Source organism: Janthinobacterium sp. LS2A (genome assembly GCF_036543145.1).
GTDB lineage: Bacteria > Pseudomonadota > Gammaproteobacteria > Burkholderiales > Burkholderiaceae_D > Janthinobacterium > Janthinobacterium aestuarii.
In genome coordinates, this window is the sequence record NZ_JAZHPB010000005.1 from 95,083 (window position 1) to 116,430 (window position 21,348).

The following is a 21,348-nucleotide window of genomic DNA, read 5'->3' on the forward strand; positions in this document are numbered from 1 at the left end:
GATGGCAACACCGCAGTCATGCACTACAAACTTAGCAGCTTCGCAAGCCTTAGCGCATCCACAGGATGTCGCTTATAAAGCCCTCCCGCCTTGTGTGTCGCACCTGACACCGTCCCGGCGCAAAGCTTTTGTGCCGAAATTTCTTTCTAGTTGAGTCATTTCGTTTTGGTTGGCGTTGCTATTTTGCGTTCTGCTTTTTGCAAGAACGCTGATTTTTACGAAAGAAAAGAATGACATTTGAATCCTTAGGCCTGCATCCGTCCATCATCGCCGCTCTGACCGAATCGGGCTACACCGCGCCAACCGCGGTACAGTCGCAAGCGATTCCAGCCGCGATCGAAGGCCGTGACCTGCTGGTCTCGTCGCAGACCGGTTCGGGCAAGACCGCAGCTTTCATGCTGCCGTCGCTGCACAAACTGGCCAGCGCCGAACAAAGCGCCGCCGGCAAGACGCCAAACCAGGAAATGCAAGCATCGCGCGCCCGCGGCGAGCGTCCACGTTTCAAGGCTGCCCAGCCAAAAATGCTGGTGCTGACGCCAACGCGCGAACTGGCCCTGCAAGTAACCACCAACACCGACAAGTACAGCACCGGCATCCGCCGCATCAAGGCTGTGTCGATTCTGGGCGGTATGCCTTACCCTAAACAGATGCAATTGCTGGCCAAGAATCCTGAGATTCTGGTCGCCACCCCTGGCCGTCTGATCGACCACATGGACTCGGGCAAGATCGACTTCTCGCAACTGGAAATCCTGGTGCTGGACGAAGCCGACCGCATGCTGGACATGGGTTTCATCGACGACATCGAAAAAATCGTGGAAGCGACGCCAGAAGGCCGTCAAACCATGCTGTTCTCGGCAACCTTGGACGGCGTGGTGGGCAACATGGCCCGCCGCATCACGAAGAATCCACTGGTCATCCAAGTGGCAAGCTCGAGCAACAAGCATGAAAACATCACCCAGCGCGTCCACTTCGTCGACGATCTGTCGCACAAGAATCGCCTGCTGGACCACCTGCTGCGCGACGAATCGCTGGACCAGGCTGTTGTGTTCACCGCCACCAAGCGTGACGCCGACACCATCGCCGACCGTCTGAACATCGCCGGTTTCTCGGCTGCCGCCTTGCACGGCGACATGCATCAGGGCGCGCGTAACCGCACCCTGGACGGCATGCGCCGCGGCCAGGTCAAAGTGCTGGTTGCCACCGACGTTGCCGCCCGCGGTATCGACGTGCCAACGATCACCCACGTGTTCAACTACGATCTGCCGAAGTTCCCTGAAGACTACGTCCACCGCATCGGCCGTACCGGCCGCGCTGGCCGTAATGGCCTGGCCATCTCGCTGGTGAACCACGCTGAAGGCATGAACGTCAAGCGCATCGAACGCTTTACCAAGCAATTGATCCCGGTCAATGTCATCGAAGGTTTCGAACCGAAGAAAACGGCATCGGCACCACGTTCGAGCGCCCGTCCAGGCGGCTGGAAACCAGGCGACAACCGTGGCGGCGCGAAGCCAGGCCAACGCACGTTCAGCAAGCCAGGCGCACCACGCAAAGACGGCGCACCGAGCACCGGCGGCGGCTACAAGGGTTCCAACCCGCGCAGCACCGACGGCGCACGCCGCAGCTACGGCGACCGTTAATCACGGCACCATGCCGCCAACCGGCGGCAAGCAATAAAAAACGGCCACCAGATCGCTCTGGTGGCCGTTTTTTCATGTCGGCTGCCTTTATTTCTTCGACACTTTCTGGCGCGACAGCTTGCGCAGCTTTGCCTGCTCGAAGCGCGCGTGCTGCTCTGGCGTCTCGAGCACCAGCGGCGGCACGGCCACCGGCTTGCGGTTGGCGTCCACGGCCACCATCGTGAAATAGCAGCTGTTGGCATGGCGCACCAGGCGCTGCTGGATGTTTTCCGTCACCACGCGGATACCCACTTCCATCGACGTCGTGCCCGTGTAATTGATCGAGGCAAGGAACGTCACCAGCTCGCCCACGTGGATAGGCTGCAGGAACATCACTTGGTCCACCGACAAGGTCACGACATAGCTGCCCGAATAGCGGCTGGCGCAGGCGTAGGCGACGCTGTCGAGGTATTTCAGGATGGTGCCGCCGTGCACGTTGCCGGAAAAGTTGGCCATATCGGGCGTCATCAAGACCGTCATCGTCAGTTCGTGGGCCGACCAGTTCATCGCGCTGTCCAAAGTGTTCTCCAAGGGGGAAATTAAAAGTGAGGGAAGATGTGAAAACCGGCCCCAGGGGCCGGTTGTGAGCCTTAGAGGCCCAGGGTGTCGATGTCGGCCAGCGATTCGCGGCCCTTGTCGGAAATGTCGTGGCCTTCGCCTTCGGCGCGCGCCACGATGTGGGCTTTCTTGCCCAGAAAATACGCCACGTCCGTATCGAGCTTGGTCAGCGGATCGGTGGCGACAGCGCGCAAACCCATGATGCAGCGGCGCAGGAACAGCAGTTGTTGTGCTTTCTCGGTGATGGACAGACGGCCGTCGCGCGCATAGCTGAGCAGCTTCAGACCCGACAGGCGCTTGGCATTGCGGGCAACGCAAGCACTGGGGCGCTCGGTCTTGATGCCGCGTGCAACTTGCTCCAGCGCGTCATATTCATCGGTTGTTAATTTCTCGTTCTTCATTACTTTTCCATAAAAGGCCAGGTGTTCGGCCCCCATGGTACGCGCCCCGCTGCGCATCGGCAACAGGCAACGTGAATCTACCGCCGCCCGCCATGCGGCCAGGCGACGGAAACACGGGCGTGACGACCGTTATTTGTAGCTGCGCAGCAGCAGCCATGCCAGGCCGCAACCAGCCACGGCGCCCGCCAGGGCCAGCGCCACGAGGTGTTTGCTGGTGATCACAGGCCGCCGGCCCAGGTAGATTTTGTTATGCAAGGAATTGCCCACGATGGTCTCCTGTACAAGAATTTTTATGATGTCTCATTATAAGAACAGAATCATGACGGCCGCATGACACTCAGCAGTTGGAGCTTGATTTGTATCCGCTCGGCAACATTTATGCGCATTTTTGTTGTTTAAATGGCGTGCCTCTGGCGAGGCCCGCGCCTTCCATTTCCGATTGGAAATAAACATCGCGCGCGCCTGCCCGCCGCTACCCATGGCGCGGCGCCACGGTCCGAGAACCGTTCAATGCATTTTCACGGGCGGCGGTGGCGGCGTTGGTTCCTCGACCGGCACGGGGTCGACGTGCGGCGGCGGTTCTGGCGGCGGCTTGAGGGGATCGCCTTCCGGCGGTGGCGGCATATCGGGTTCGGGCGTGCTGTGCGCACGCAGCGGGGCAAAGCGGAATTGTGGCTGCATGGTGGCCTCCTTTGCTCCACTGTAGCCGATACGGCCAAATCCTGGCGCCCGCCATTGGCCCGCTGCAGGGGAACTAAACGGCGTGGCGCCACTCCAACTTCGCAGGCATCCCCTCCTGCACGAGTGCAAGCGACCCCTATGGCGCGCAAGAAAATCCTCTTTATGGCCGAGGCAGTGACCCTGGCCCATGTTGGCCGTCCCCTGAGCCTGGCCCAGGGCCTGGACGAGGCAAAATACGAGGTGCATTTTGCCTGCGCCGATGGGTATGACTTTTGTTTCAAGCAAGCCCCCTTCCGCCGCTGGCGCATCGACAGTCTTTCATCGCTGCAATTTCTGCAGGCACTGGCGCACGGCAAGCCCGTGTATACGGAAAGTACCTTGCACGCGTATGTGGAAGACGACTTGCGCCTGCTCAATGCCGTCCAGCCCGACCTCGTGATCGGCGACTTCCGCCTGTCGCTGTCGGTCAGCGCGCGCCTGCAGCGCATTCCCTACATTACCGTCAGCAACGCCTACTGGAGTCCCTGGGTGCGCCAGCACTACACGGTGCCCAACCTGCCCCTGACGGGCGTACTGCCCATCTGGCTGGCCGATCCCCTGTTCCGCCTGATCCGCCCGCTGGCCTTCGCTTCGCACGCCGTGCCCCTGAACCGCGTGCGCCGCCGCCATGGCTTGCCATCGTTGGGCAGCGACCTGCGGCGCATCTATACGGATGCCGACCGCACCTTGTACGCGGATATTCCGCAACTGTTCCCGCCGCACGGCATGCCATCCACGCACGACTACCTGGGTCCCATCATCTGGGCGCCGCCGCTCGACTTGCCGGACTGGTGGCAGCGCCCGGAACTGAGCAGCGGACGGCCCATCATCTATGTCACCCTGGGCAGTTCCGGCCAGGGGCAATTGCTGCCGCGCGTGCTGCGCGCGCTGGCGCCCCTGCCCGTCACCGTACTGGCGGCCACGGCCGGCACCATCCGCGTCGATGCCGTGCCGCCGAACGCCTATGTCGCGCCCTTTCTGCCAGGTGACGCGGCCGCCCGGCGCGCCAGCCTGGTGATCTGCAACGGCGGCAGCCCCACCAGCCAGCAAGCGCTGACGGCAGGCGTGCCCGTCATCGGCATCGCCGGCAACCTCGACCAATTTCTCAACATGCACGGCATCGTGGGCGCTGGCGCCGGCCTGCTGCTGCGCGCCGACCGCTTCCAGGAAACCGCTCTGCGCCATGCCGCCACCCGCATGCTCGACGATGGCCGGGCCAAGCTGGCGGCGCGCCAGCTGGCCACGGCCATGCGCGACCATGTGCCCGCGCAACGCTTGCTGCCCCATATGCACGCCCTGCTGGGCTCGTTGCCACAAGGCGGACAGCCTTGAAAGGCTGGCGTCGGTTTTTTTTACAGCGCATCCGGCAAAGCTTGCACCGCGTCAACAAAAGCACGCCAAGTCGTTGATTTCAAAAGAACCTCATGCGTTGGCATGGAAGTCGCTAGGTACTGGCCATGAGCACCTGCCGACAGGTCTCAGGCAAGACTTCCAGACTCACTCAACCATGAGGTGAATACAATGAAACTCTCGAAACTGAAACTGCTCCCGGCCGCAGCGGCATTGGCCATGCTGTGCGCCGCCGGTAGCGCACAGGCGGGCGCCTACGGCTATTCGTACAACAACATCTTCGGCCTGGTGATCGCTGTGCCGACGGGCCAGATCACGGTGGCCAACAGCACCACGATCTCGCGCAGCACGGCCACCCTGAATGGCGTGAGCGTCATCAATGGCGGCGCCGGTTCGCTCGATGCCCCACGCGCCAACGTCGGCCCCGTCATCAAGGGCGAAAACGACTTCACGCAACAAGGCCCGGCAGGCAACTATTCACGCGGCGATGCGCAAATCGTCAGCACGCAGTTCCCTTCGTTCCCGCCAGGCTCCACCTCCACCCAGGCCGTCAACGTGGCTGAAGCCCACCTTGACGGGCCTGCCGGCACGGCCGATGCGTCCGGGCGCAACGGCTCGACCACGGGTTTCTCGGTCGATTTCGTCGTCGGCTCGCCCACGGCAACCCTGAGCTTCGACTTCCTGGCGTCGCCCTTCATGCAGGTCTTCCTGCAAAGCACGGTCGGGCAGCTGTCCACAGCCACGGCCAACCTGGTCGTCACCTTCACCATCACGGACGCGGCCGGCGCGACGGTATTCAACTGGACGCCGGACGGCGTGATCGGCTCGGGCATCTTCGGCGGCACGGAAAACGCCGATGGCGCCAACCTGAACACCAGCCTGGCGACCAATTTCCTCACGCGCGGCAATTTGTTCACCTACGACCCTTCCGGCTGCGGCACGCCCACGGGCACCGGTGTGGGCACAGCGTGCGGTAGCAACTTCAGCTCCGTCAGCAATGCTTTGACGGCCGGCAACTACACCTTGACCTTGAATGCGGTAGAAAGCGTGGACTTGGTGAAACAGGCGGCGACACCCGAACCGGGCACCTTGGCCTTGCTGGGCCTGGGCCTGGCCGGCCTGGGCTATGCCCGCCGCCGCAAAGTTGCCGCCTGAACCAGGCAACAGGGGGGATTCACAGGCGAGGGAGTCTCCTCGCCTTTTTTTTATGCGGCAAGCCTGTCGGTTTTCCTTACAACGCGGCCGACCAGGAGATGAGGATTTTCATGACTACATTTTTATGCACCCGACTTTCAACGGCCCTGCTGGCCTTGCTGTTGCTGGCCGGTAGCGGCACTGCCAGCGCCGCCGCCTACGGCTATTCCTACACCAGCGTCTTTGGCCTGGTCATCAGCAATCCCACCGGTTCCACCACCTTGATCAGCAATATCGACCTGTCACGCACCACCGCCACGCTCAACGGCAGCAGCGTCATCAACGGTGGCAGCAATGAGATCGACGCGCCGCAAGCGGCACGCGGCGCCGTGACCAAAGGGCAAAATGATTTTACCCAGCAAGGCATGGGCAACGCCGCGTATGCGCGCGGCGAGGCGCAAATCATCACTTCGCAAATTCCCCCGTTCCCGCCGGGCTCGACCAGTACGCATACGGTGAATGCCGCGGAAACCTTCCTGACGGGCGGCGGCAGCGCCGACGCCTCGGGACGCAACGGTTCCAGCACGGCCCTGGCCATCAATTTCGTCGTCGGCCAGCCGGGCGCAACCCTGGCCTTCGACTTCCAGGCCCTGCCCTTCATGCAGCTGTACCTGGACGCGCTGGCCGGCACGGGCTCGGCGGCCACGACGAATATGGCGATGACGTTCAGCATCATCGATGACAATGGCCAGATCGTCTTCAACTGGGCGCCCGACGGCAGCCTGGGCTCCGGCATCCTGGGCGGCACCGAACTGGCCGACGCCGCCAACCTCAATACGGGCTACGCGCAAACGCCGCTCACCAGCGGCAGCGTATTCACGTACGACCCCAGCGGCTGCGGCGCGCCCACGGGCACGGGCACCGGCAAGACGTGCGGCGGGCAATATGGCGCCGTCACGGACAACTTGGTGGCGGGCAACTATACCCTCGTGTTGAACATGCTGAACAGTTCCGAACTGGCCTACGTGCCAGGCGTCACACCAGTCGCGCTGCCCGGCACCTTGCCGCTGCTGGCGGCGGGCCTGGCAGCGCTGGCGTGCCTGGCGCCACGGCGCCGGCACCGACGCTGATGCTGACGCCGTGGCGCGCACGGCGTCACGCGCGCTACTGCCCCGTTGTAGGCGCCACCAGCAAGTCTTGCAGCGGACGGCGCAAGGAGCGTGCACTGGCCGCCGGCCCCGCACCGATGCGTCCGAGGAACACGGCCCGTTCGACCGCCGCCGCCCCCAGCACGCCCTGGCATTGCACGGCCAGTTCCTGCGCCATTTCCTGCATGCCATCGGTGCGCGAAAAGGTGCGCCGCTCGCGCACATAGCGGGCAAAGATCAGCGGCGTCAGTTCCGGCTGCAATTGCAGTCCCAGCTGCGTGGCCGTCAGCCAGAAGCGCTGCATGGCACGGCCGGCCGCCACGTAATCGTCGATATGGCGCGGCGGCGCATCGGCCAGCAGCGCGAAATGCGCGGCGCAATACAGGCCCGGCAGCAAGTCCATCTGCAGCCGCGGGGCAATGGTGCCGCCCAGCCAGGTATTGAAAAAATCCACGCGGCGCCAGCTGTGCATGACCCAGCGCATCAGGCGCGCCGTCATCGCATCGACGCCGAGCGCCTGCTCCGGGATGCGGTCGCTGCTGAAGCGCGCGCCCCATTCGATCACGTCGCGGTGCACCTTGTGCGCTTCGGGCATGGTCAGGCGCAGCTTTGCATTGTCGAACATCAGCCGCGCGCAGGCCAGCCGCGCGCGCCCGCCTTCGAACCATTGCACGCCATAGCCGGACGGCAAGCTGGCCGCCAGCGCCGCCTTTTCGCTGGCGCGCAGGCTGCGCGTGCTGAGCCGCCGCCGCTGCACGCTGCGCTGCGGCAGGAAGGCCGCCAGCGGATCGGGCAGCATGCCGGGGCTGTCGATCAGGTGCACATCGAAGGTGGGCAGGGTATCGGGCATGGACAGGCGCCGGCGCGCTTCCATGCGCAAGCCGTGACAGCTGGCCGCCAGCGCCATACTTTCAAGCAAGGCGCCCAGCGATAGCTGGCTGGGATGGCCGTCGAGGTCGTACACGCAGTGGCTGCGCGTATCGAAGCCATGCACGACCACGTGGCGCGGGTCCACGACTTCAAAGCGCCACGGCTGCGTGTTGTCGCCGCTGGGCGCCCAGCGCGCCTGGTCGAGGATGCTTTCCAGCACGGGATCGTTCAGCAGTGCTTGCGCCATTTATGCCCCCTGCGCGGCGCGACGCCGCTTGATGATGGCCATCGTCAGGCGCTGCAGCGGATGACGGTTGCCGCCGGGACGCCAGGTATGCACGAGCTTGTTGCGGTAGGCGTCGAAATGCACACCGTGCGGCGCCGCCATCACCTTGCCTCGTTTCAACAGAATTTTCAAGGCTTCCGTGGCGGCCGCGCCCGCGCACAGCTGGCAGCCCATGATCGTCGACGGCCCGCGCCGCTCCTTCAGGTTGATGGCGGACGGGTCGACCAGGTAGGGGCCGTGCAAGCCGGCCGGCGCCAGCCCGACGAGAAAGCGCAGCGCTTTTTCTTCTTCGGGCAAGTCGCCCCAGCCAAAATACTCTTCGAACGTCATGCCGCCCGGCATGAAGCTGAGCACGGCCGTACCCATGCCCAGCGGCGCGGCCGTGATGGCGGGAATGCCCAGGCGGGCGCACGTGGCGAAAGTGGCCTGGCGTGCGGGAAAAGCGAAGAAATCCAGGCCGTCCACATACAGGTCGACACCGGCAAAGAACTCGGCCAGGTTGCTGTCGTGTATGCCGTCGGGAAACTGCTTGATGTCGAGTTCGGGATTGATGTCGCGCGCCATCTGCGCCAGCACGGCCACCTTGGGCTGGCCCAGGGTGGAGACCATGGCGCCGGCCTGGCGGTTGAAGTTGGCGATATCGAAGGTATCGAAATCGGCGATGTGGAAAGCGCCGATGCCCAGCCGCGCCAGGGTCAGCAAGTGCACGCCGCCGACGCCGCCCATGCCGGCAATGGCCACGCGCTTGCCGCGCAAGCTGTTTTGCTCCGCCTGCGTGACCCAGCCCAGGTTGCGGGCAAATGCCGCGTGATAGGAAAAACCATCTGTCATGCTCACCTCTACTATGCGTCCGCTAAGGACCAAGAAGAATTTGACAGATGGTCAGGCGATAAGTTCCCGCTATGACAAAAACTTAGCGGGCCAGCCGGCGCTGGGCCGCCTGCGTCGGGCGCGGCGCCCCTGCCACTGCACCCACCTTGAACACGCTGACGATCTGCGCCAGCCCGGCCGCCTGCTCGTTCATCGCCTGCGCCGCCGCCGACGCCTGCTCGACGAGGGCCGAGTTTTGCTGCGTCATGTTATCCATCTCGACGATGGCCTGGTTGATCTGCTCGATGCCGGCGCTTTGCTCGGCGCTGGCCGAGGAAATCTCGGCCACGATATCGGTCACGTGCTGCACGCTGGAAACGACTTTTTCCATCGTCTCGCCCGCCAGCGCCACCAGTTTTTCACCGGCACCCACTTGCTCGGCGGAACTGTCGATCAATTGCTTGATCTCCTTAGCGGCCGCGGCCGAACGCTGCGCCAGGTTGCGCACCTCGCTGGCGACGACGGCGAAGCCACGGCCCTGCTCGCCTGCGCGCGCCGCTTCCACGGCTGCGTTCAGGGCCAGGATGTTCGTCTGGAAGGCGATGCCGTCAATGACGGCGATGATGTCGCCAATCTTTTTCGACGAGGCATTGATGGCGCCCATGGTGTCGACCACCTGGCTCACCACGCCACCCGCCTGGCTCGCCACTTGCGAGGCGGAAATGGCCAGCTGGTTGGCCTGGCGCGCATTGTCCGCATTCTGGCGCACGGTCGAGGTCATTTCTTCCATCGTCGACGCCGTTTCTTCCAGCGATCCCGCCTGCTGCTCCGTGCGTGCCGACAGGTCGTGGTTGCCCGAGGCGATCTCGCCCGACGCCGTGGAAATGGATTCCGCATCGGTCCGCACCTGGCTCACCAGATGGGCCAGGTTGTCGCGCATGGCCTTGATCGCCATCAGCAAACTCGACGTGTCACCGGGGCGCGTATCGATGTGCGTGGTCAGGTCGCCCTGGGCGATTTGCGCCACGATGGCCGCTGCATAGTCGGGTTCGCCGCCGAGCTGGGCCAGGATGCGGCGCAGCATCAGGGCCGCCAGGGCGCCCACCACCAGCATCAGCGCCCCGCCGATGGCCAGCAGCACGCCCGCCTGGGCCCAGAATTTGTGATTGATGTCATCGATATACGTACCCGTGCCGATCAGCCAGTCCCACGGCGCAAATTTCACCACGGCATACATCTTCGCCACAGGGTCGGGCACGCCGGGGCGCGTGCCGTCCGCCTGCACAAGGCCGATGCGGCTGGTGGCCAGGGCCACGCGGTAGCGGTCACCCGACTGCTTCATGTTCTTTTGCGGCACGCCGATGCGCGACGCGTTTGGATGCACGTACAGCAAGTCGGTGCTGAAATCGCGCACGAAATAATACATCTCGTCCTTGGCGAAGCTGCCGATGGCCAGCTTGGCCTGCTGCTGGGCCTGCTCACGCGTGAGCTTGCCCGACTGTTCCAGCGCATACGCCTTTTCCACGGACGCGTTGGCCAGCTCCACCAGCACCGTCAATTGCTCGACCCTTTCCGCCATCATGGTCTGGCGCAAGGAATACAGGGAAAATGAAGCGATGAGGACGATGCCCAGCAAGGTGCTGAAACACAGGAGGAGAATGCGCGAACGGAGTGTCATGGGTGCCTGGAAATAAATAGAAGAATTAATTGCCCAATGGAAATCTTTTCAGAAAAGCAAAACGGGCGGCGCTACCGGGCTGTGCCCGGCAGGCACCGCCCGCTGTAAGTTACTGTTGAAGGTCAGGCCAAGGCTTCCTTGGCCGCCTCTTCCGGCGTCAAACCGTCGTAGAACTGGTCGGTAAACCACTCGACCTGCTCTTCGATGTGGTCCTGCGCCTGCGCCACGGTGGCGCCGCCAGCCACGAGGAAGCCTTCGACCTCGATACACCAGTTGATCAACTCCAGGGTTTCCGGATCGAGCTCTTCTTTCTTAGCCATCGTATTTCCTTGCTTGTTAAATTGCGATATCACATCAATAAGCGGCAGTTTAACAGCTTCGCCACGCTGCCGCCCATGCAGATCAAACACGAGGGTTACTTGGCTGCAACGTTTTTGCGTTCCGGATACAGCACCACCTGCACATAATTGTGCATGTCCAGGTAGCGCTGCGCCGCCAGCTTGACGGCTTGCGGTGTGATGGCGCGCACGCGCTGTTCGTAGCGCAGGATGTGCGCAGGGTCGCGCCCTTGGGTCACGGAACCCATCAACTGACTCATCCAGTAGCGGTTTTCGCGCAGCGACTTTTGCTGGCGCGTGATCCAGTTCAGCTTGACCTTTTCCAGGTCGGCCGCGGATGGCCCGTCCGTTTTCATCTTGTTGATTTCGGCAAAGGCGGCGGCGATCACCTTGTCCACGTTTTCGGGTCCCGTCGGCAAGTTCAAGGCCACCGAATAATGGCCGTATGGATGCTGGCCCATCGAGGTTTCAAAGCCGCCGCCATAGATCATGCTCATCTTTTCGCGCAGCACTTCGATGACTTTCAGGTTCAGCACTTCGCCCAGCGCCTGCAAGGTCAGCTTTTGCTCGTCCGAATACGCCACGTCGCCATTGAAGGTGATGGAAATCGTGCTCTTGGGCTCGCTGCCCATGTAGATGTCCTTCTTGACGACCCCGGTCACCGGGCGCATGCCCACGTCGCGGTAGGCATGCGGCACGTCGCCCACGGGCAAGGTCCCCAGATAGCTGGCGATCAGCGGCTTGATCTTGTCGAGCTCGAAGCTGCCCGCAAAGATGAAGGTCATGCCGCGCGCGCTGGAAAAGCGCTGGCGGAAGATGTCCAGCGAACGGTCCAGGCCCACCTTGTCGAAGTCGGCCACGCGCGGCACGCCGTCGACGCGCGGGTTGTCGCCAAACATGGCGTGCTGGATGGCGTCGTAAAACACGGCTTCCGGCTGCGCCATGCTGTTTTTCGCCAAGTCCTGCTGCTTGCCGATGAAGGACTGGTACAGGCCAGCATCCTTGCGCACGTCGTTGAAATACAAATACACCAGTTGCAGCATGGCTTCCACATCGGCGCTGCTGGCCGAGCCGCCAAAACCTTCACTCAGCTCGCCCAGCGACGCGCCCACGTTGACCGTCTTGCCGGCCAACACTTTTTGCAAGTCCAGCGGCGCCAGATCTTTCAAGCCCATGCTGCCGACCACGGCGCTGGCATAGCGGGCGTTGTAGATGTCGGCGTCGCCAAACAGCGACTGGCCGCCGAAACGCGTCGAGCCCATCAGCACCTGATCATTCTTGAAGTCCGTCGGTTTGAGCAGCACGCGCACGCCATTGCCCAGGGTCAGCTCCGTCACGCCGATGGCGCTGTTCAACTTTTCCGAGACGATGCTGCCGCCGGCCGGCGGGCCATCCATCAGCTTGCTGGCCAGGACTTTTTCCGTGCGCGGCTCGACCTTCTGCTGCTCGGCCTTCGCCACGGCGTCGAGCAATTGCTGCTGCGTCGGCACGCTGACACCCGCTTTCGGCTCGGCACCCATGAAGACCACCAGTTTCTTTTGCTGGTCGGGAATCACCTTGGCCACCGTTTCGTTGATTTCCTGCAAGGTTACCTGGGGCAAGAGTTCCTGCGCGTACAGCAATTCATTGGCGATGCCGGGGATGGCTTCCTGCTCCAGGAAGTTGCGCGAATACTCGGCGACGAAACCGGCCGAATCGGACTTGTCGCGTTCGCTGTAAGCGCGCTCGTAATTGCGCAGCATGTCCTTGCGCGCGCGGTCCAGCTCATCCTGGCTGAAACCGAAGCGGCGCGCCCGCTCATCTTCCTGCACCAGCGCATCGACGGCCGGCTGCACGCCGCCCTTGCCCAGCAAGGCATAGGCGCTGAACGATTCATAGCCGCGCACCAGCTTGCCCATGCTGCTGCCGCCCTGGATGAACGGGGGATTGGCTTGCTGCGTCAATTCCTGCATGCGCGCGCTGAGCATTTGCCCGTACAGGTTTTCGATCATCTGGCGGCGGTAGTCGGCGATGGTGACGGGCTCCTGCGCGGCGCGGATCGGATAGCGGATGAAGACACTGTCGTCCGGCGCTTCCTTGTCCGTGATCACCAGCGCTTCCGTCTGCGAGCGCTGCGGCACTTCCGCATACAGGCGCGGGCGCGGCTTCGCGGGGTTTTTCAGCTTGCCGAAATGCTGCCGGATCAGCTTTTCAGCCTGTTTCGGCTCCACATCACCGACCACCATCACGGCCATCAGGTCGGGACGGTACCAGTCTTTATAGAAACGCTTGATGGCTTCCGGCTTGAACGTTTTCAGCACGGATTCCTTGCCGATCGGCATGCGTTCCGCGTAGCGCGAACCGTTCAGCAGCTTCGGATACAGCACCTTGTTCATGCGGTCGCTGGCGCCCTTGCCCAGGCGCGCCTCTTCCAGCACGATGCCGCGCTCGCTGTTGATGTCGGCCGGGTTGAATTTCAAGCCATGCGCCCAGTCTTCCAGCACGAGAAAACCCTTTTCCAGGTTTTCCTTCTTGTTCGTGGGAATCGGCAGCACGTAGACGGTTTCATCAAAGCTCGTGTAGGCGTTCAAGTCGGCACCGAACTTCACGCCGATCGATTGCAGATACGAAATGAGTTCATTGCGCTTGAAATGCGTGGAACCATTGAAGGCCATGTGTTCCGTGAAGTGGGCCAGGCCTTGCTGGTCGTCATCTTCCAGGATGGAACCGGCTTTCACCACCAGGCGCAATTCCACTTTCTGCGCGGGACGGGCATTTTTCTTGATGTAATAGGTCAAGCCGTTCGGCAGTTTTCCAACGGTAACTTCTGGTGCCAGCGGCAGGGGATCGCTCAAACGGATTTCCGCCTGGGCCATGCAGGCGCACGCCAGCAAGACGGCGCCCGAGATCAGGCGTAATTTACTCAGCTTCATGTATTCTCAACGGTAAGATTCAGTAAGCGTACCTTACACTGAAATCCTGTTTCCGCCATTAAAAACAGCTTAGGAAAAACTGCTTTCCCCAGGCAACTTTGCCGAATAACAAACTCAGCAGTACCCTGCCCCTTTTTTTCAATTGTGCTAAAGTATTGCCGCCGGTCATGTGGACCGGCACAACAATACGTCTTCGGGGCGGGGTGCGATTCCCCACCGGCGGTAAGACCGGCAACGGTCAAGCCCGCGAGCGCTTGTCAGGTTTCGCCTGATAAGGTCAGCAGATCTGGTGCGACTCCAGAGCCGACGGTATAGTCCGGATGAAAGAAGATGTGCAGTAAACGCGATGTCCGCTCGACCTGTCGATGCGGCCGGCTGCGTCTATTCGCTTGCCCTGCAGCGTTTTTCGCCTATGCGAGGAGCGTTTCACCATGTTAGTCAACAGCTATACCCTGCTTTCCAATGACCTCGAAGGTCGCATCCAGTCCGCCCTGGCCGCCATGCGCGCCGGCATCCCCGTCATCCTGCTCGACGATTTCGACCGTGAAAACGAAGCCGACCTGATCCTGTCTGCCGAAAAACTCACGCACGAAACCATGGCTTTGCTGATCCGCGAATGCAGCGGCATCGTCTGCCTGTGTCTGCCGACGGACGTTGTCAGCGCGCTGGAATTGCCGCCCATGTCGTCCGACAACGGCAGCCGCTACGGTACGCCGTTTACCGTCTCCATCGAGGCGCGCGACGGCGTCACAACGGGCGTGTCGGCCGCCGACCGCGTGACCACCATCCGCGCCGCCATCGCGCCGAACGCCACGCCCGCCGACCTGGTGCGCCCCGGCCACGTCTTCCCCTTGCGCGCCGCGCCCGGTGGCGTGCTCGAGCGCCGTGGCCACACGGAAGGCTCCGTCGACCTGTCGCGCATGGCGGGCCTGAACCCGGCCGCCGTGCTGTGCGAGCTGATGAATCCGGACGGCACCATGATGCGCGGCGACGATATCGAACGCTTCGCCGAACTGCATGGCATGCCGATCCTCACCATCGAAGAACTGGTGGAATGGCGCAGCACGCGCGAGCAATAAACTGTCAGGCGGCGACGGTCTTCGGCAGATGCACGTGCCGGTAGACGAGGCCCGCCGCCAACCCATACGCGACGGCAATCGTCGCGTAGGCCAGCGGCAAGCGCAGCGACCAGTCCTGCACCATGTGCAGGATGCTGCCGATCAGGGCCACGCCCACGAGCGCGCCGATTTGCCGGTTGGCATTCAGGGCGGCGGCCGCGCTGTTCGCATGCTGCTTGCCGGCCACCCGCATCACAGTGGCCGTCATGGCGGGAATGGCGATGCCGATGGCCACGTTCATGATGGCCGTGCCCAGCGCCAGCAGCGCAAACGGCGTGCCCGGACGCAAGCCCATCAGCAACAAGGCCATGACGGCGCCTACCAGCAAGCCGGCCAGCATGGGCAAGCGTGTGCCATGGCGGGCCGCAATACTTCCCGCCATGAAATTGCCTACCGTATAGGCCGCCATCATGGGCAGCAGGCGCAAGCCCGACTGCAAGGCGTCGGCGCCGCCCGACTGCTGCAGGAACAGGCTCAATAAGAACAGCTGGCCGAAGACGCAGAAATTGATCAAGAAACCCACGCCATTGGCCGCGCCGAAGCTGCTGCTATGAAACAGTGCGCGTGGCAACAGCGGATGGCTGCCGCTGCGCTCGCGCCGCAGCAATTGGCCGGCCGACAGCACCGTCAATGCCACCGCCGCCAGCACGCCGGGCGACAGCCAGCCCAGCACGGGCCCTTCGATCAGCACGAAGCTGAGGCCCGCCAGCGCCGCCACGCCCAGCGCATGGCTGAGCAGCGACAGATCGCGTGGCTGGCGCGCTGGCGCGGCCAGCAGCATTTGCGCCATGACGATGGCCAGTACCCCCAGCGGCACGTTCACCCAGAACACGCTGCGCCAGCCGAACTGGTGCACGAGGATACCGCCGATCAATGGACCGGATGCACCGGCCACACCCACCAGCGCCGACCACGCGCCCAGCATGCGCGTGCGCTCGCGCTCGTCGTCAAAGCTCTGCGTCAGCAGGCTGAGCGAACTGGGCATGAACAGGGCCGCGCCCGCGCCCTGCAGCAGGCGCGCCGCCGTCAAGAAATGCCCGTCGGGCGCGGCGCCGCACAGGATCGAGCCAAGCAGGAAGATGCCGAGGCCGCCCTGGTACACAGCTTTCGGCCCGTAGCGGTCGGCCAGCGCACCGCCGGCCAGCAGCAGCGCGGCAAACGTCAGGGTGTAGCCGTCGACCACCCAGACCAGGCCCGTCAGCGGAATGGCCAGGTCCAGCGCGATATCGGACAGGGCCACGTTGACGGCCGTGACATCGATCATCGCCATGACGAAACCGAAGGCCAGGGTCAGCAGGAGCGGTGTAGGGGCAGACATGGTATTCCTTGCAGAGACAGCGGGGCAGCCATTATGCGAGCGTTGCATGATGCAGTAAACAGGCATAAAATCGGCACCTTGATGCAAAAACGCATCACCAATCACAAGGAAACGGATGGACTGGGATAACGCGCGCATCTTTCTCGCCATCGGCCGTGCCGGCACCCTGCGCGGCGCGGCCGCCCTGCTGCGCATCGATCAGGCCACGTGCGGGCGCCGCCTGGCCGCGCTGGAAAGCTCGCTGGGCGCCACCCTGTTCCTGCGCACACCGTCGGGCTACGTGCCCACGCCGGCCGGCGAGCTGGCGCTCACGGCCGCCGAAGCGATGGAGCGGGCGGCCGACAAGCTGCAGCGCGAGATGCAGGGCGTCGACAACCGTTTAAGCGGCCTGGTGCGCGTGGCCACCACGGACACCATGGCCAGCCATTTCGTCATCCGCGCCATGCAGCAGCTGCACGCGGCCCACCCGGACATCCGCATCGTGCTCAACGTGGCGCCCGCGCTGGCCAGCCTGACGCGGCGCGAAGCGGACCTGGCCGTACGCGGCGTGCGCCCCACCGATCCGGACCTGATCTCGCGCCACCTCGTCAAGCGCAGCCTGGGCCTGTATGCGTCGAAAAGCTACCTGGCCGAACGGGGCGAGCCCGTGCGCGGCACGGCACTGGCCGGCCACGACATCGTCATCTACCACCATTCCGTGACGCCGCGCCATGGCGAGAAAATCGCCGGCGAATCCGTCGCCAACGCCCGGGTCGCCATGGAAGTGAACTCGGCGGCGATGCTGCAGGAAGCCACGCGCGCGGGCCTGGGCGTGGCCGAACTGGCCACCCACCTGGGCGACATCGACCCGCAGCTCGTGCGCATCTGGCCCGAGCGGGCGGAAGCGTATGACGTGTGGCTGGTCATGCATGCGGACCTGAACCGTTCTGCCCGCGTGCGGGCGGCGGCCGACGCGATTATCCACAGCGTCGCCAGCGTGGCCGGTCCATAACGGGCCTGCCGTGCACGGCTGCACAATCGCTTGTATCGAACGCATCCAATGTTAAGATGCCATGATGACCCTATCCGTCTCCCTCATCATCAGCCTGCGCCGCCTGCACCGGGCCACCATGGCCTGGCTGGTCAGCTGGTGGCGCATGCTGCATTTCGCCATCCTCGTGTTTTCGCTGGCCCTGTCGCCATCGAGCTATAACCGCGACAACCGCCCCATCCTCGCACACCGCCTGGTGACGAACACGGCGCCCAATCTCGTGTGGTTCAGCGTCGCCTGCGCGCTCGTCAGCCTGGTGCTGATACGCATCGTCGTCGTCAGCGCGCAAAGCTACGGCCTGTCGCGCTATGCGCTGGAAATGGTGGTGCGCGTGCTGGTGCTGGAACTGATCCCCCTGACGGCCGCCCTGTTCGTCGCGCTGCGCCTGACCCTGCCCGACGGCATTGCGTTCGCACAAATGCGCTCGTCCGGCATGCTTGAGAAAATGCAGCGCCAGGGCGTCGACCTGCTGCGCCGCGAATACTTTCCGCGCGTCATGTCCGGCATCTTCGCCGTGTGGATGCTGGCCATCGTCAGCTGCGTCACCTCGCTGATCCTCGCCTACATCACCATCTACGGCTTTACGCCGTGGGCGCTGCAGGGCTACACGCGCGTCGTGGGACAGATCTTCAATCCGGCCGTGGCGCTGATCCTGATGCTCAAAGTCATCTTTTTCAGCTTTGCCGTCGCCCTGATCCCGCTGGCCTCGTCGTATTATCCGGAAGAACCGCACGGCCGGCGCAACCGCCTGTGGGCCGCGCACGGGCTGTCCGAAATGCTGCGCCTGTTTTCCGTCATCCTGCTGGTCGAAGTGGCTTCGCTGATGGGCAATTATTACTGATGCCCGCCACCGCCCAGCTAACCTTGAACCACCCATACCAGAGCCAGAAGCCATGAGCCAACCTCAAAATCCCGACCAGACCGACGTCACGGCGCCCGACGCTGTGCTGCCCGCCCCGCCGCCCGTGCGCCACGCCGAACTGAAGGCGGCCATCCTGCTCGTCTTCATGTTCGTGCTGGTGGTCGGCTCCGTCGTCTACCTGATGTATGCGCGCGGCGCCTTCGAAGCCACCCAGACCCTGGTGCTGACGGCCGACGATTCCGACGGCGTCGGCGTGGGCGCCGACCTGACCTTTTCCGGCTTTCCCATCGGCCGCGTGCAGCGCATCGAGCTGGCGCCGGACGGCCGCGCGCGCGTCATCATCGACGTGCCGCGCAAAGACGCGCACTGGCTGCGCACCAGCTCCATCTTCACCCTGGAACGGGGCATCGTCGGCGGCGCCAAGCTGCGCGCCTACAGCGGCATCCTGACGGACCCGCCGCTGCCCGACGACGCCACGCGCGACTTGCTGGTGGGCGACATGGCGGCGGAAATCCCCCGTCTGCTGGCCGCCGCCAAAGACTTGCTGAACAACCTGGGCAACCTGACGGGCACCGATTCCGCACTCGACGGCACCATGCGCAACGTGCAGGCCGTCACCGGCAAGCTCAGCGGTCCGGGCGGCGCCATGGGCTTGCTGACGGGCGACGACAAGCAGTCGCGCCTGCTGATCGAACGGGCCAATGCCCTGCTGATCACGGCGGACCAGCTGGCGCGCCGCACGGATGGCCTGGTGGCCAATGCCGATACGCGCGTCTTCGGCGACAAGGGCGTGATGACGGATGCGCAGGCGACCATCGTGCAGCTGAACGCCCTGCTGGCCGACACGCGCAACAGCCTGAAAAAAGTCGACGCCGTGCTGGTCGAGGCGCAAGCCGTGGGCGCCAACGCCAAGGCGGCCACCGCCGACCTGGGCCCGCTGCGCGCCGACGTGGAAAGCAATCTGCGCAAGGTCGAGCAGCTGGTCAATGAAATCAACCGCAAATGGCCGTTCAAGCGCAATCCGGAGATCAAACTGCCATGAGAAAACTCAACGCCACCTTGTCCGCACTGGCCCTGAGCGCGCTCGCCGCCTGCTCCAGCGGCCCGCCCGTGCCGGACTGGAAAATGAATGCGCAAAGTTCCGTCGAACGGTTTCAAGCCGCATATTTGAATGGCAACGCCCTGGTCGAGCAGACGGAATTCCGGCGCGCCCGCAGCCAGGTCGCCGGCACGGGCAAGCTCGAACTCGTGGCGCGCATCGAACTGCTGCGCTGCGCCGCGCGCGTGGCCAGTCTGGCCTTCGAGGACTGCGCCGGCTTTGATGCCCTGCAAGCCGACGCGACAGACGCCGACCGCGCGTATGCCGCCTACCTCGCAGGCAAGGCGCAGGCGGCCGACGCCGCCCTGCTGCCGGAAGCGCAGCGCGCGGCCGCCAGCGCCAGCTCGGATACGGCCGCCGCCAGCGCCGTGGCCGCCATCAAGGACCCGCTGTCGCAGCTGGTGGCGGCCGGCGTGCTGCTGCGCTCGGGCCGCGCCACGCCGGAGTTGCTCGACACGGCCGTGGCCACCGCCTCGGACCAGGGCTGGCGCCGTCCGCTGCTGGCATGGCTGGGCGTGCAGCGCCTGCGCGCCGAACAGGCGGGCGATGCGCAAGCGGCGCAGCGCATCGCGCGGCGCATGGCGATCGTCGAGCAGCCGCTGGCCCCTTGAGCACACCGATGACGGCCCAAGGCAGGCAGAATCAGGCATAGTCAGGCATAATTCAGCCAGGATGACAGCTATGCCGTGCAGGCAGCGAGGTGTGACAATGCAGTTCGAGGATTTCGACCTTTCCACTCCCGATACCGGACGGCATGCCGGTGAGGCGCCTGACGCCGACACGCCGGCCGCCACTGCCGTGCGCCTGCAATACCTGCTCGACAATACACCCTCCATCATCTATTGCACCGTGCCCAGCGGCGACTTCAAGATGACGTTCGTCAGCAACAATGCCTTGAATGTCCTGGGCTACCAGCCCGAGGAGATGGTAGCCGACCCCAATTTCTGGTTCGACCACATCCACCCCGACGATGCGCCCGGCATTTTCTCCAGCCTGGCGCAGATCTTCGTCGAAGGCGCGCGCGCCTATGAATACCGCTTCCGCGTGCACGACGGCAGCTACCTGTGGATGCACGACAGCCTGCGCCTCGTGCGCGACGAACACGGCGTGCCGTTCGAGGTGATCGGCTCGCTGACCGATATCACGGAACGCAAGCGCATGGAAGCGATGCTGCAGGCGCGCGGCGAAGAGCAGCAACTACTGATCAGCAAGTTGCAGGAAGCGCACGACCAGCTGCTGCAATCGGAAAAGATGGCGTCCATCGGCCAGCTGGCGGCCGGCATCGCGCATGAAATCAATAACCCGATCGGCTTCGTCAACTCCAACATGAGTTCGCTGCAAGGCTATGTCGGCACCCTGTTCGGCGTGATCGGCCAGTACGAGGAGGCGATGCGCGAAACGCCCGATGGCCCGGCCCTGGCCGCGCGCGTGGCCCAGGTGCGCGACCAGGCCGACCTCGCCTTCCTGCAGGACGACATGGTGGACCTGGTGCGCGAATCGATGGATGGCCTCAAACGCGTGCGCGACATCGTGCAGGCGCTGAAGGATTTTTCCCATGTGGGCGAGACAGACTGGCAAGTGGCCAGCCTGCACGCGGGCCTGGACAGCACACTGAATATCGTCGCCAACGAATTGAAATACAAGGCGCGCATCGAGAAGCACTACGGCGAGCTGCCGCAGATACTGTGCCTGGCCTCGCAGCTGAACCAGGTGTTCATGAACCTGCTTGTCAACGCGGGCCAGGCCATCAGCAGCGATGGCGTGATCAGCATCCGCACGGGCCACGCCGGCGATTGGGTGTGGGTGGAGATCGGTGACACGGGCGCCGGCATCGCGCCCGAGCACCTGAACCGCATCTTCGAACCGTTCTTCACCACCAAGGCCGTGGGCAGCGGCACGGGCCTGGGCCTGTCGCTGTCGTACGGCATCGTCAACAAGCACGGCGGACGTATCGAGGTAGCCTCGGAAGTGGGCCGTGGCACGCGCTTTACCGTGCACCTGCCCGTCACGCCGCCGGCGGCCCCGCCAGCGCCCTAGCCT

At 63.8% G+C, this 21,348-nt stretch carries 20 protein-coding genes and 1 riboswitch; of the genes, 10 read left to right on the forward strand and 10 right to left on the reverse strand.

Annotated elements, in window-relative coordinates:
• Positions 1–230: 230 nt before the first annotated feature.
• Positions 231–1,637, forward strand: coding sequence for a DEAD/DEAH box helicase (locus V3C40_RS15750; protein WP_035820280.1), 1,407 nt, complete (start codon positions 231–233; stop codon positions 1,635–1,637).
• A gap of 87 nt (positions 1,638–1,724) precedes the next feature.
• Here the strand turns inward: V3C40_RS15750 and V3C40_RS15755 are convergent, their stop codons facing one another.
• From V3C40_RS15755 to V3C40_RS15770, 4 genes are all read right to left on the reverse strand, one after another.
• Positions 1,725–2,183: an acyl-CoA thioesterase gene (locus V3C40_RS15755; RefSeq protein WP_034750191.1), complete on the reverse strand. Its 459-nt coding sequence runs from the start codon at positions 2,181–2,183 to the stop codon at positions 1,725–1,727.
• 83 nt (positions 2,184–2,266) lie between these two features.
• Positions 2,267–2,635 (reverse strand): hypothetical protein, encoded by a 369-nt coding sequence (locus tag V3C40_RS15760; protein ID WP_034749696.1) that lies wholly within the window; start codon positions 2,633–2,635, stop codon positions 2,267–2,269.
• A gap of 129 nt (positions 2,636–2,764) precedes the next feature.
• A complete protein-coding gene (locus V3C40_RS15765) occupies positions 2,765–2,902 on the reverse strand; it encodes a hypothetical protein (RefSeq protein WP_162995739.1) in 138 nt (45 codons plus the stop codon).
• Between the two features lie 240 nt (positions 2,903–3,142).
• Positions 3,143–3,316 carry a hypothetical protein gene (locus tag V3C40_RS15770; RefSeq protein ID WP_331777924.1) on the reverse strand — a complete coding sequence of 58 codons (174 nt, stop codon included), beginning with the start codon at positions 3,314–3,316 and terminating at the stop codon, positions 3,143–3,145.
• 138 nt (positions 3,317–3,454) lie between these two features.
• Here V3C40_RS15770 and V3C40_RS15775 point away from each other — a divergent pair, with 138 nt between their 5' ends.
• The 3 genes from V3C40_RS15775 (at position 3,455) to V3C40_RS15785 (ending at position 6,969) form a co-directional block, all read left to right on the forward strand.
• Positions 3,455–4,687, forward strand: coding sequence for a glycosyltransferase (locus tag V3C40_RS15775; RefSeq protein WP_331777925.1), 1,233 nt, complete (start codon positions 3,455–3,457; stop codon positions 4,685–4,687).
• A 189-nt stretch (positions 4,688–4,876) separates the two neighbouring features.
• Complete coding sequence (locus V3C40_RS15780) at positions 4,877–5,860, forward strand: EDSAP-1 family PEP-CTERM protein (RefSeq protein WP_034749700.1); 984 nt, start codon at positions 4,877–4,879, stop codon at positions 5,858–5,860.
• 110 nt (positions 5,861–5,970) lie between these two features.
• Positions 5,971–6,969, forward strand: coding sequence for an EDSAP-1 family PEP-CTERM protein (locus V3C40_RS15785; RefSeq protein ID WP_331777926.1), 999 nt, complete (start codon positions 5,971–5,973; stop codon positions 6,967–6,969).
• A gap of 34 nt (positions 6,970–7,003) precedes the next feature.
• Here V3C40_RS15785 and V3C40_RS15790 read toward each other — a convergent pair whose 3' ends face one another.
• From V3C40_RS15790 to V3C40_RS15810, 5 genes are all read right to left on the reverse strand, one after another.
• A complete protein-coding gene (locus tag V3C40_RS15790; RefSeq protein ID WP_331777927.1) occupies positions 7,004–8,104 on the reverse strand; it encodes a nitroreductase family protein in 1,101 nt (366 codons plus the stop codon).
• On the reverse strand, positions 8,105–8,974 hold the full coding sequence (locus tag V3C40_RS15795) for a ThiF family adenylyltransferase (protein WP_034749708.1): 870 nt from the start codon (positions 8,972–8,974) through the stop codon (positions 8,105–8,107).
• 82 nt (positions 8,975–9,056) lie between these two features.
• A complete protein-coding gene (locus V3C40_RS15800; RefSeq protein WP_331777928.1) occupies positions 9,057–10,631 on the reverse strand; it encodes a methyl-accepting chemotaxis protein in 1,575 nt (524 codons plus the stop codon).
• Positions 10,632–10,753: 122 nt separating this feature from the next.
• Positions 10,754–10,951, reverse strand: a complete 198-nt coding sequence (locus V3C40_RS15805) for a hypothetical protein (protein ID WP_010399555.1) — start codon at positions 10,949–10,951, stop codon at positions 10,754–10,756.
• Between the two features lie 95 nt (positions 10,952–11,046).
• Positions 11,047–13,881 (reverse strand): M16 family metallopeptidase, encoded by a 2,835-nt coding sequence (locus V3C40_RS15810; RefSeq protein WP_331777929.1) that lies wholly within the window; start codon positions 13,879–13,881, stop codon positions 11,047–11,049.
• A gap of 185 nt (positions 13,882–14,066) precedes the next feature.
• Positions 14,067–14,217, forward strand: a riboswitch (FMN riboswitch).
• A gap of 95 nt (positions 14,218–14,312) precedes the next feature.
• Between V3C40_RS15810 and ribB the strand changes: the two genes are divergently transcribed.
• Positions 14,313–14,960 carry a 3,4-dihydroxy-2-butanone-4-phosphate synthase gene (gene ribB / locus V3C40_RS15815; protein WP_331777930.1) on the forward strand — a complete coding sequence of 216 codons (648 nt, stop codon included), beginning with the start codon at positions 14,313–14,315 and terminating at the stop codon, positions 14,958–14,960.
• A 4-nt stretch (positions 14,961–14,964) separates the two neighbouring features.
• Here the strand turns inward: ribB and V3C40_RS15820 are convergent, their stop codons facing one another.
• Entirely contained in the window at positions 14,965–16,317 is a 1,353-nt protein-coding gene (locus V3C40_RS15820; RefSeq protein ID WP_331777931.1) for an MFS transporter, read from the reverse strand.
• A gap of 115 nt (positions 16,318–16,432) precedes the next feature.
• On the opposite strand from V3C40_RS15820, the gene V3C40_RS15825 reads away from it, so the two are divergent.
• The 5 genes from V3C40_RS15825 (at position 16,433) to V3C40_RS15845 (ending at position 21,345) form a co-directional block, all read left to right on the forward strand.
• The gene (locus V3C40_RS15825; RefSeq protein ID WP_331777932.1) at positions 16,433–17,308 is read left to right on the forward strand and encodes a LysR family transcriptional regulator; all 876 of its coding nucleotides are present in this window, start codon (positions 16,433–16,435) and stop codon (positions 17,306–17,308) included.
• Between the two features lie 61 nt (positions 17,309–17,369).
• On the forward strand, positions 17,370–18,188 hold the full coding sequence (locus tag V3C40_RS15830) for an MlaE family ABC transporter permease (protein WP_128142558.1): 819 nt from the start codon (positions 17,370–17,372) through the stop codon (positions 18,186–18,188).
• Positions 18,189–18,240: 52 nt separating this feature from the next.
• Entirely contained in the window at positions 18,241–19,251 is a 1,011-nt protein-coding gene (locus V3C40_RS15835) for an MlaD family protein (protein WP_034749726.1), read from the forward strand.
• Positions 19,248–19,919: a hypothetical protein gene (locus V3C40_RS15840; protein ID WP_034749729.1), complete on the forward strand. Its 672-nt coding sequence runs from the start codon at positions 19,248–19,250 to the stop codon at positions 19,917–19,919. The genes V3C40_RS15835 and V3C40_RS15840 overlap by 4 nt, the downstream gene beginning before the upstream one ends.
• Positions 19,920–20,016: 97 nt before the next feature.
• Positions 20,017–21,345 (forward strand): ATP-binding protein, encoded by a 1,329-nt coding sequence (locus V3C40_RS15845; protein WP_034749732.1) that lies wholly within the window; start codon positions 20,017–20,019, stop codon positions 21,343–21,345.
• Positions 21,346–21,348 lie beyond the last annotated feature (3 nt).

Bases quoted from the DNA above. Each gene is read 5' to 3' on its own strand.
- V3C40_RS15760 (WP_034749696.1), bottom strand. From the start codon at position 2,635: ATGAAGAACGAGAAATTAACAACCGATGAATATGACGCGCTGGAGCAA.
- V3C40_RS15785 (WP_331777926.1), top strand. From the start codon at position 5,971: ATGACTACATTTTTATGCACCCGACTTTCAACGGCCCTGCTGGCCTTG.
- V3C40_RS15755 (WP_034750191.1), bottom strand. From the start codon at position 2,183: ATGAACTGGTCGGCCCACGAACTGACGATGACGGTCTTGATGACGCCC.
- V3C40_RS15825 (WP_331777932.1), top strand. From the start codon at position 16,433: ATGGACTGGGATAACGCGCGCATCTTTCTCGCCATCGGCCGTGCCGGC.
- V3C40_RS15805 (WP_010399555.1), bottom strand. From the start codon at position 10,951: ATGGCTAAGAAAGAAGAGCTCGATCCGGAAACCCTGGAGTTGATCAAC.
- V3C40_RS15775 (WP_331777925.1), top strand. From the start codon at position 3,455: ATGGCGCGCAAGAAAATCCTCTTTATGGCCGAGGCAGTGACCCTGGCC.
- V3C40_RS15800 (WP_331777928.1), bottom strand. From the start codon at position 10,631: ATGACACTCCGTTCGCGCATTCTCCTCCTGTGTTTCAGCACCTTGCTG.
- V3C40_RS15750 (WP_035820280.1), top strand. From the start codon at position 231: ATGACATTTGAATCCTTAGGCCTGCATCCGTCCATCATCGCCGCTCTG.
- V3C40_RS15835 (WP_034749726.1), top strand. From the start codon at position 18,241: ATGAGCCAACCTCAAAATCCCGACCAGACCGACGTCACGGCGCCCGAC.
- ribB (WP_331777930.1), top strand. From the start codon at position 14,313: ATGTTAGTCAACAGCTATACCCTGCTTTCCAATGACCTCGAAGGTCGC.
- V3C40_RS15770 (WP_331777924.1), bottom strand. From the start codon at position 3,316: ATGCAGCCACAATTCCGCTTTGCCCCGCTGCGTGCGCACAGCACGCCC.
- V3C40_RS15830 (WP_128142558.1), top strand. From the start codon at position 17,370: ATGATGACCCTATCCGTCTCCCTCATCATCAGCCTGCGCCGCCTGCAC.
- V3C40_RS15790 (WP_331777927.1), bottom strand. From the start codon at position 8,104: ATGGCGCAAGCACTGCTGAACGATCCCGTGCTGGAAAGCATCCTCGAC.
- V3C40_RS15820 (WP_331777931.1), bottom strand. From the start codon at position 16,317: ATGTCTGCCCCTACACCGCTCCTGCTGACCCTGGCCTTCGGTTTCGTC.
- V3C40_RS15780 (WP_034749700.1), top strand. From the start codon at position 4,877: ATGAAACTCTCGAAACTGAAACTGCTCCCGGCCGCAGCGGCATTGGCC.
- V3C40_RS15840 (WP_034749729.1), top strand. From the start codon at position 19,248: ATGAGAAAACTCAACGCCACCTTGTCCGCACTGGCCCTGAGCGCGCTC.
- V3C40_RS15810 (WP_331777929.1), bottom strand. From the start codon at position 13,881: ATGAAGCTGAGTAAATTACGCCTGATCTCGGGCGCCGTCTTGCTGGCG.
- V3C40_RS15795 (WP_034749708.1), bottom strand. From the start codon at position 8,974: ATGACAGATGGTTTTTCCTATCACGCGGCATTTGCCCGCAACCTGGGC.
- V3C40_RS15845 (WP_034749732.1), top strand. From the start codon at position 20,017: ATGCAGTTCGAGGATTTCGACCTTTCCACTCCCGATACCGGACGGCAT.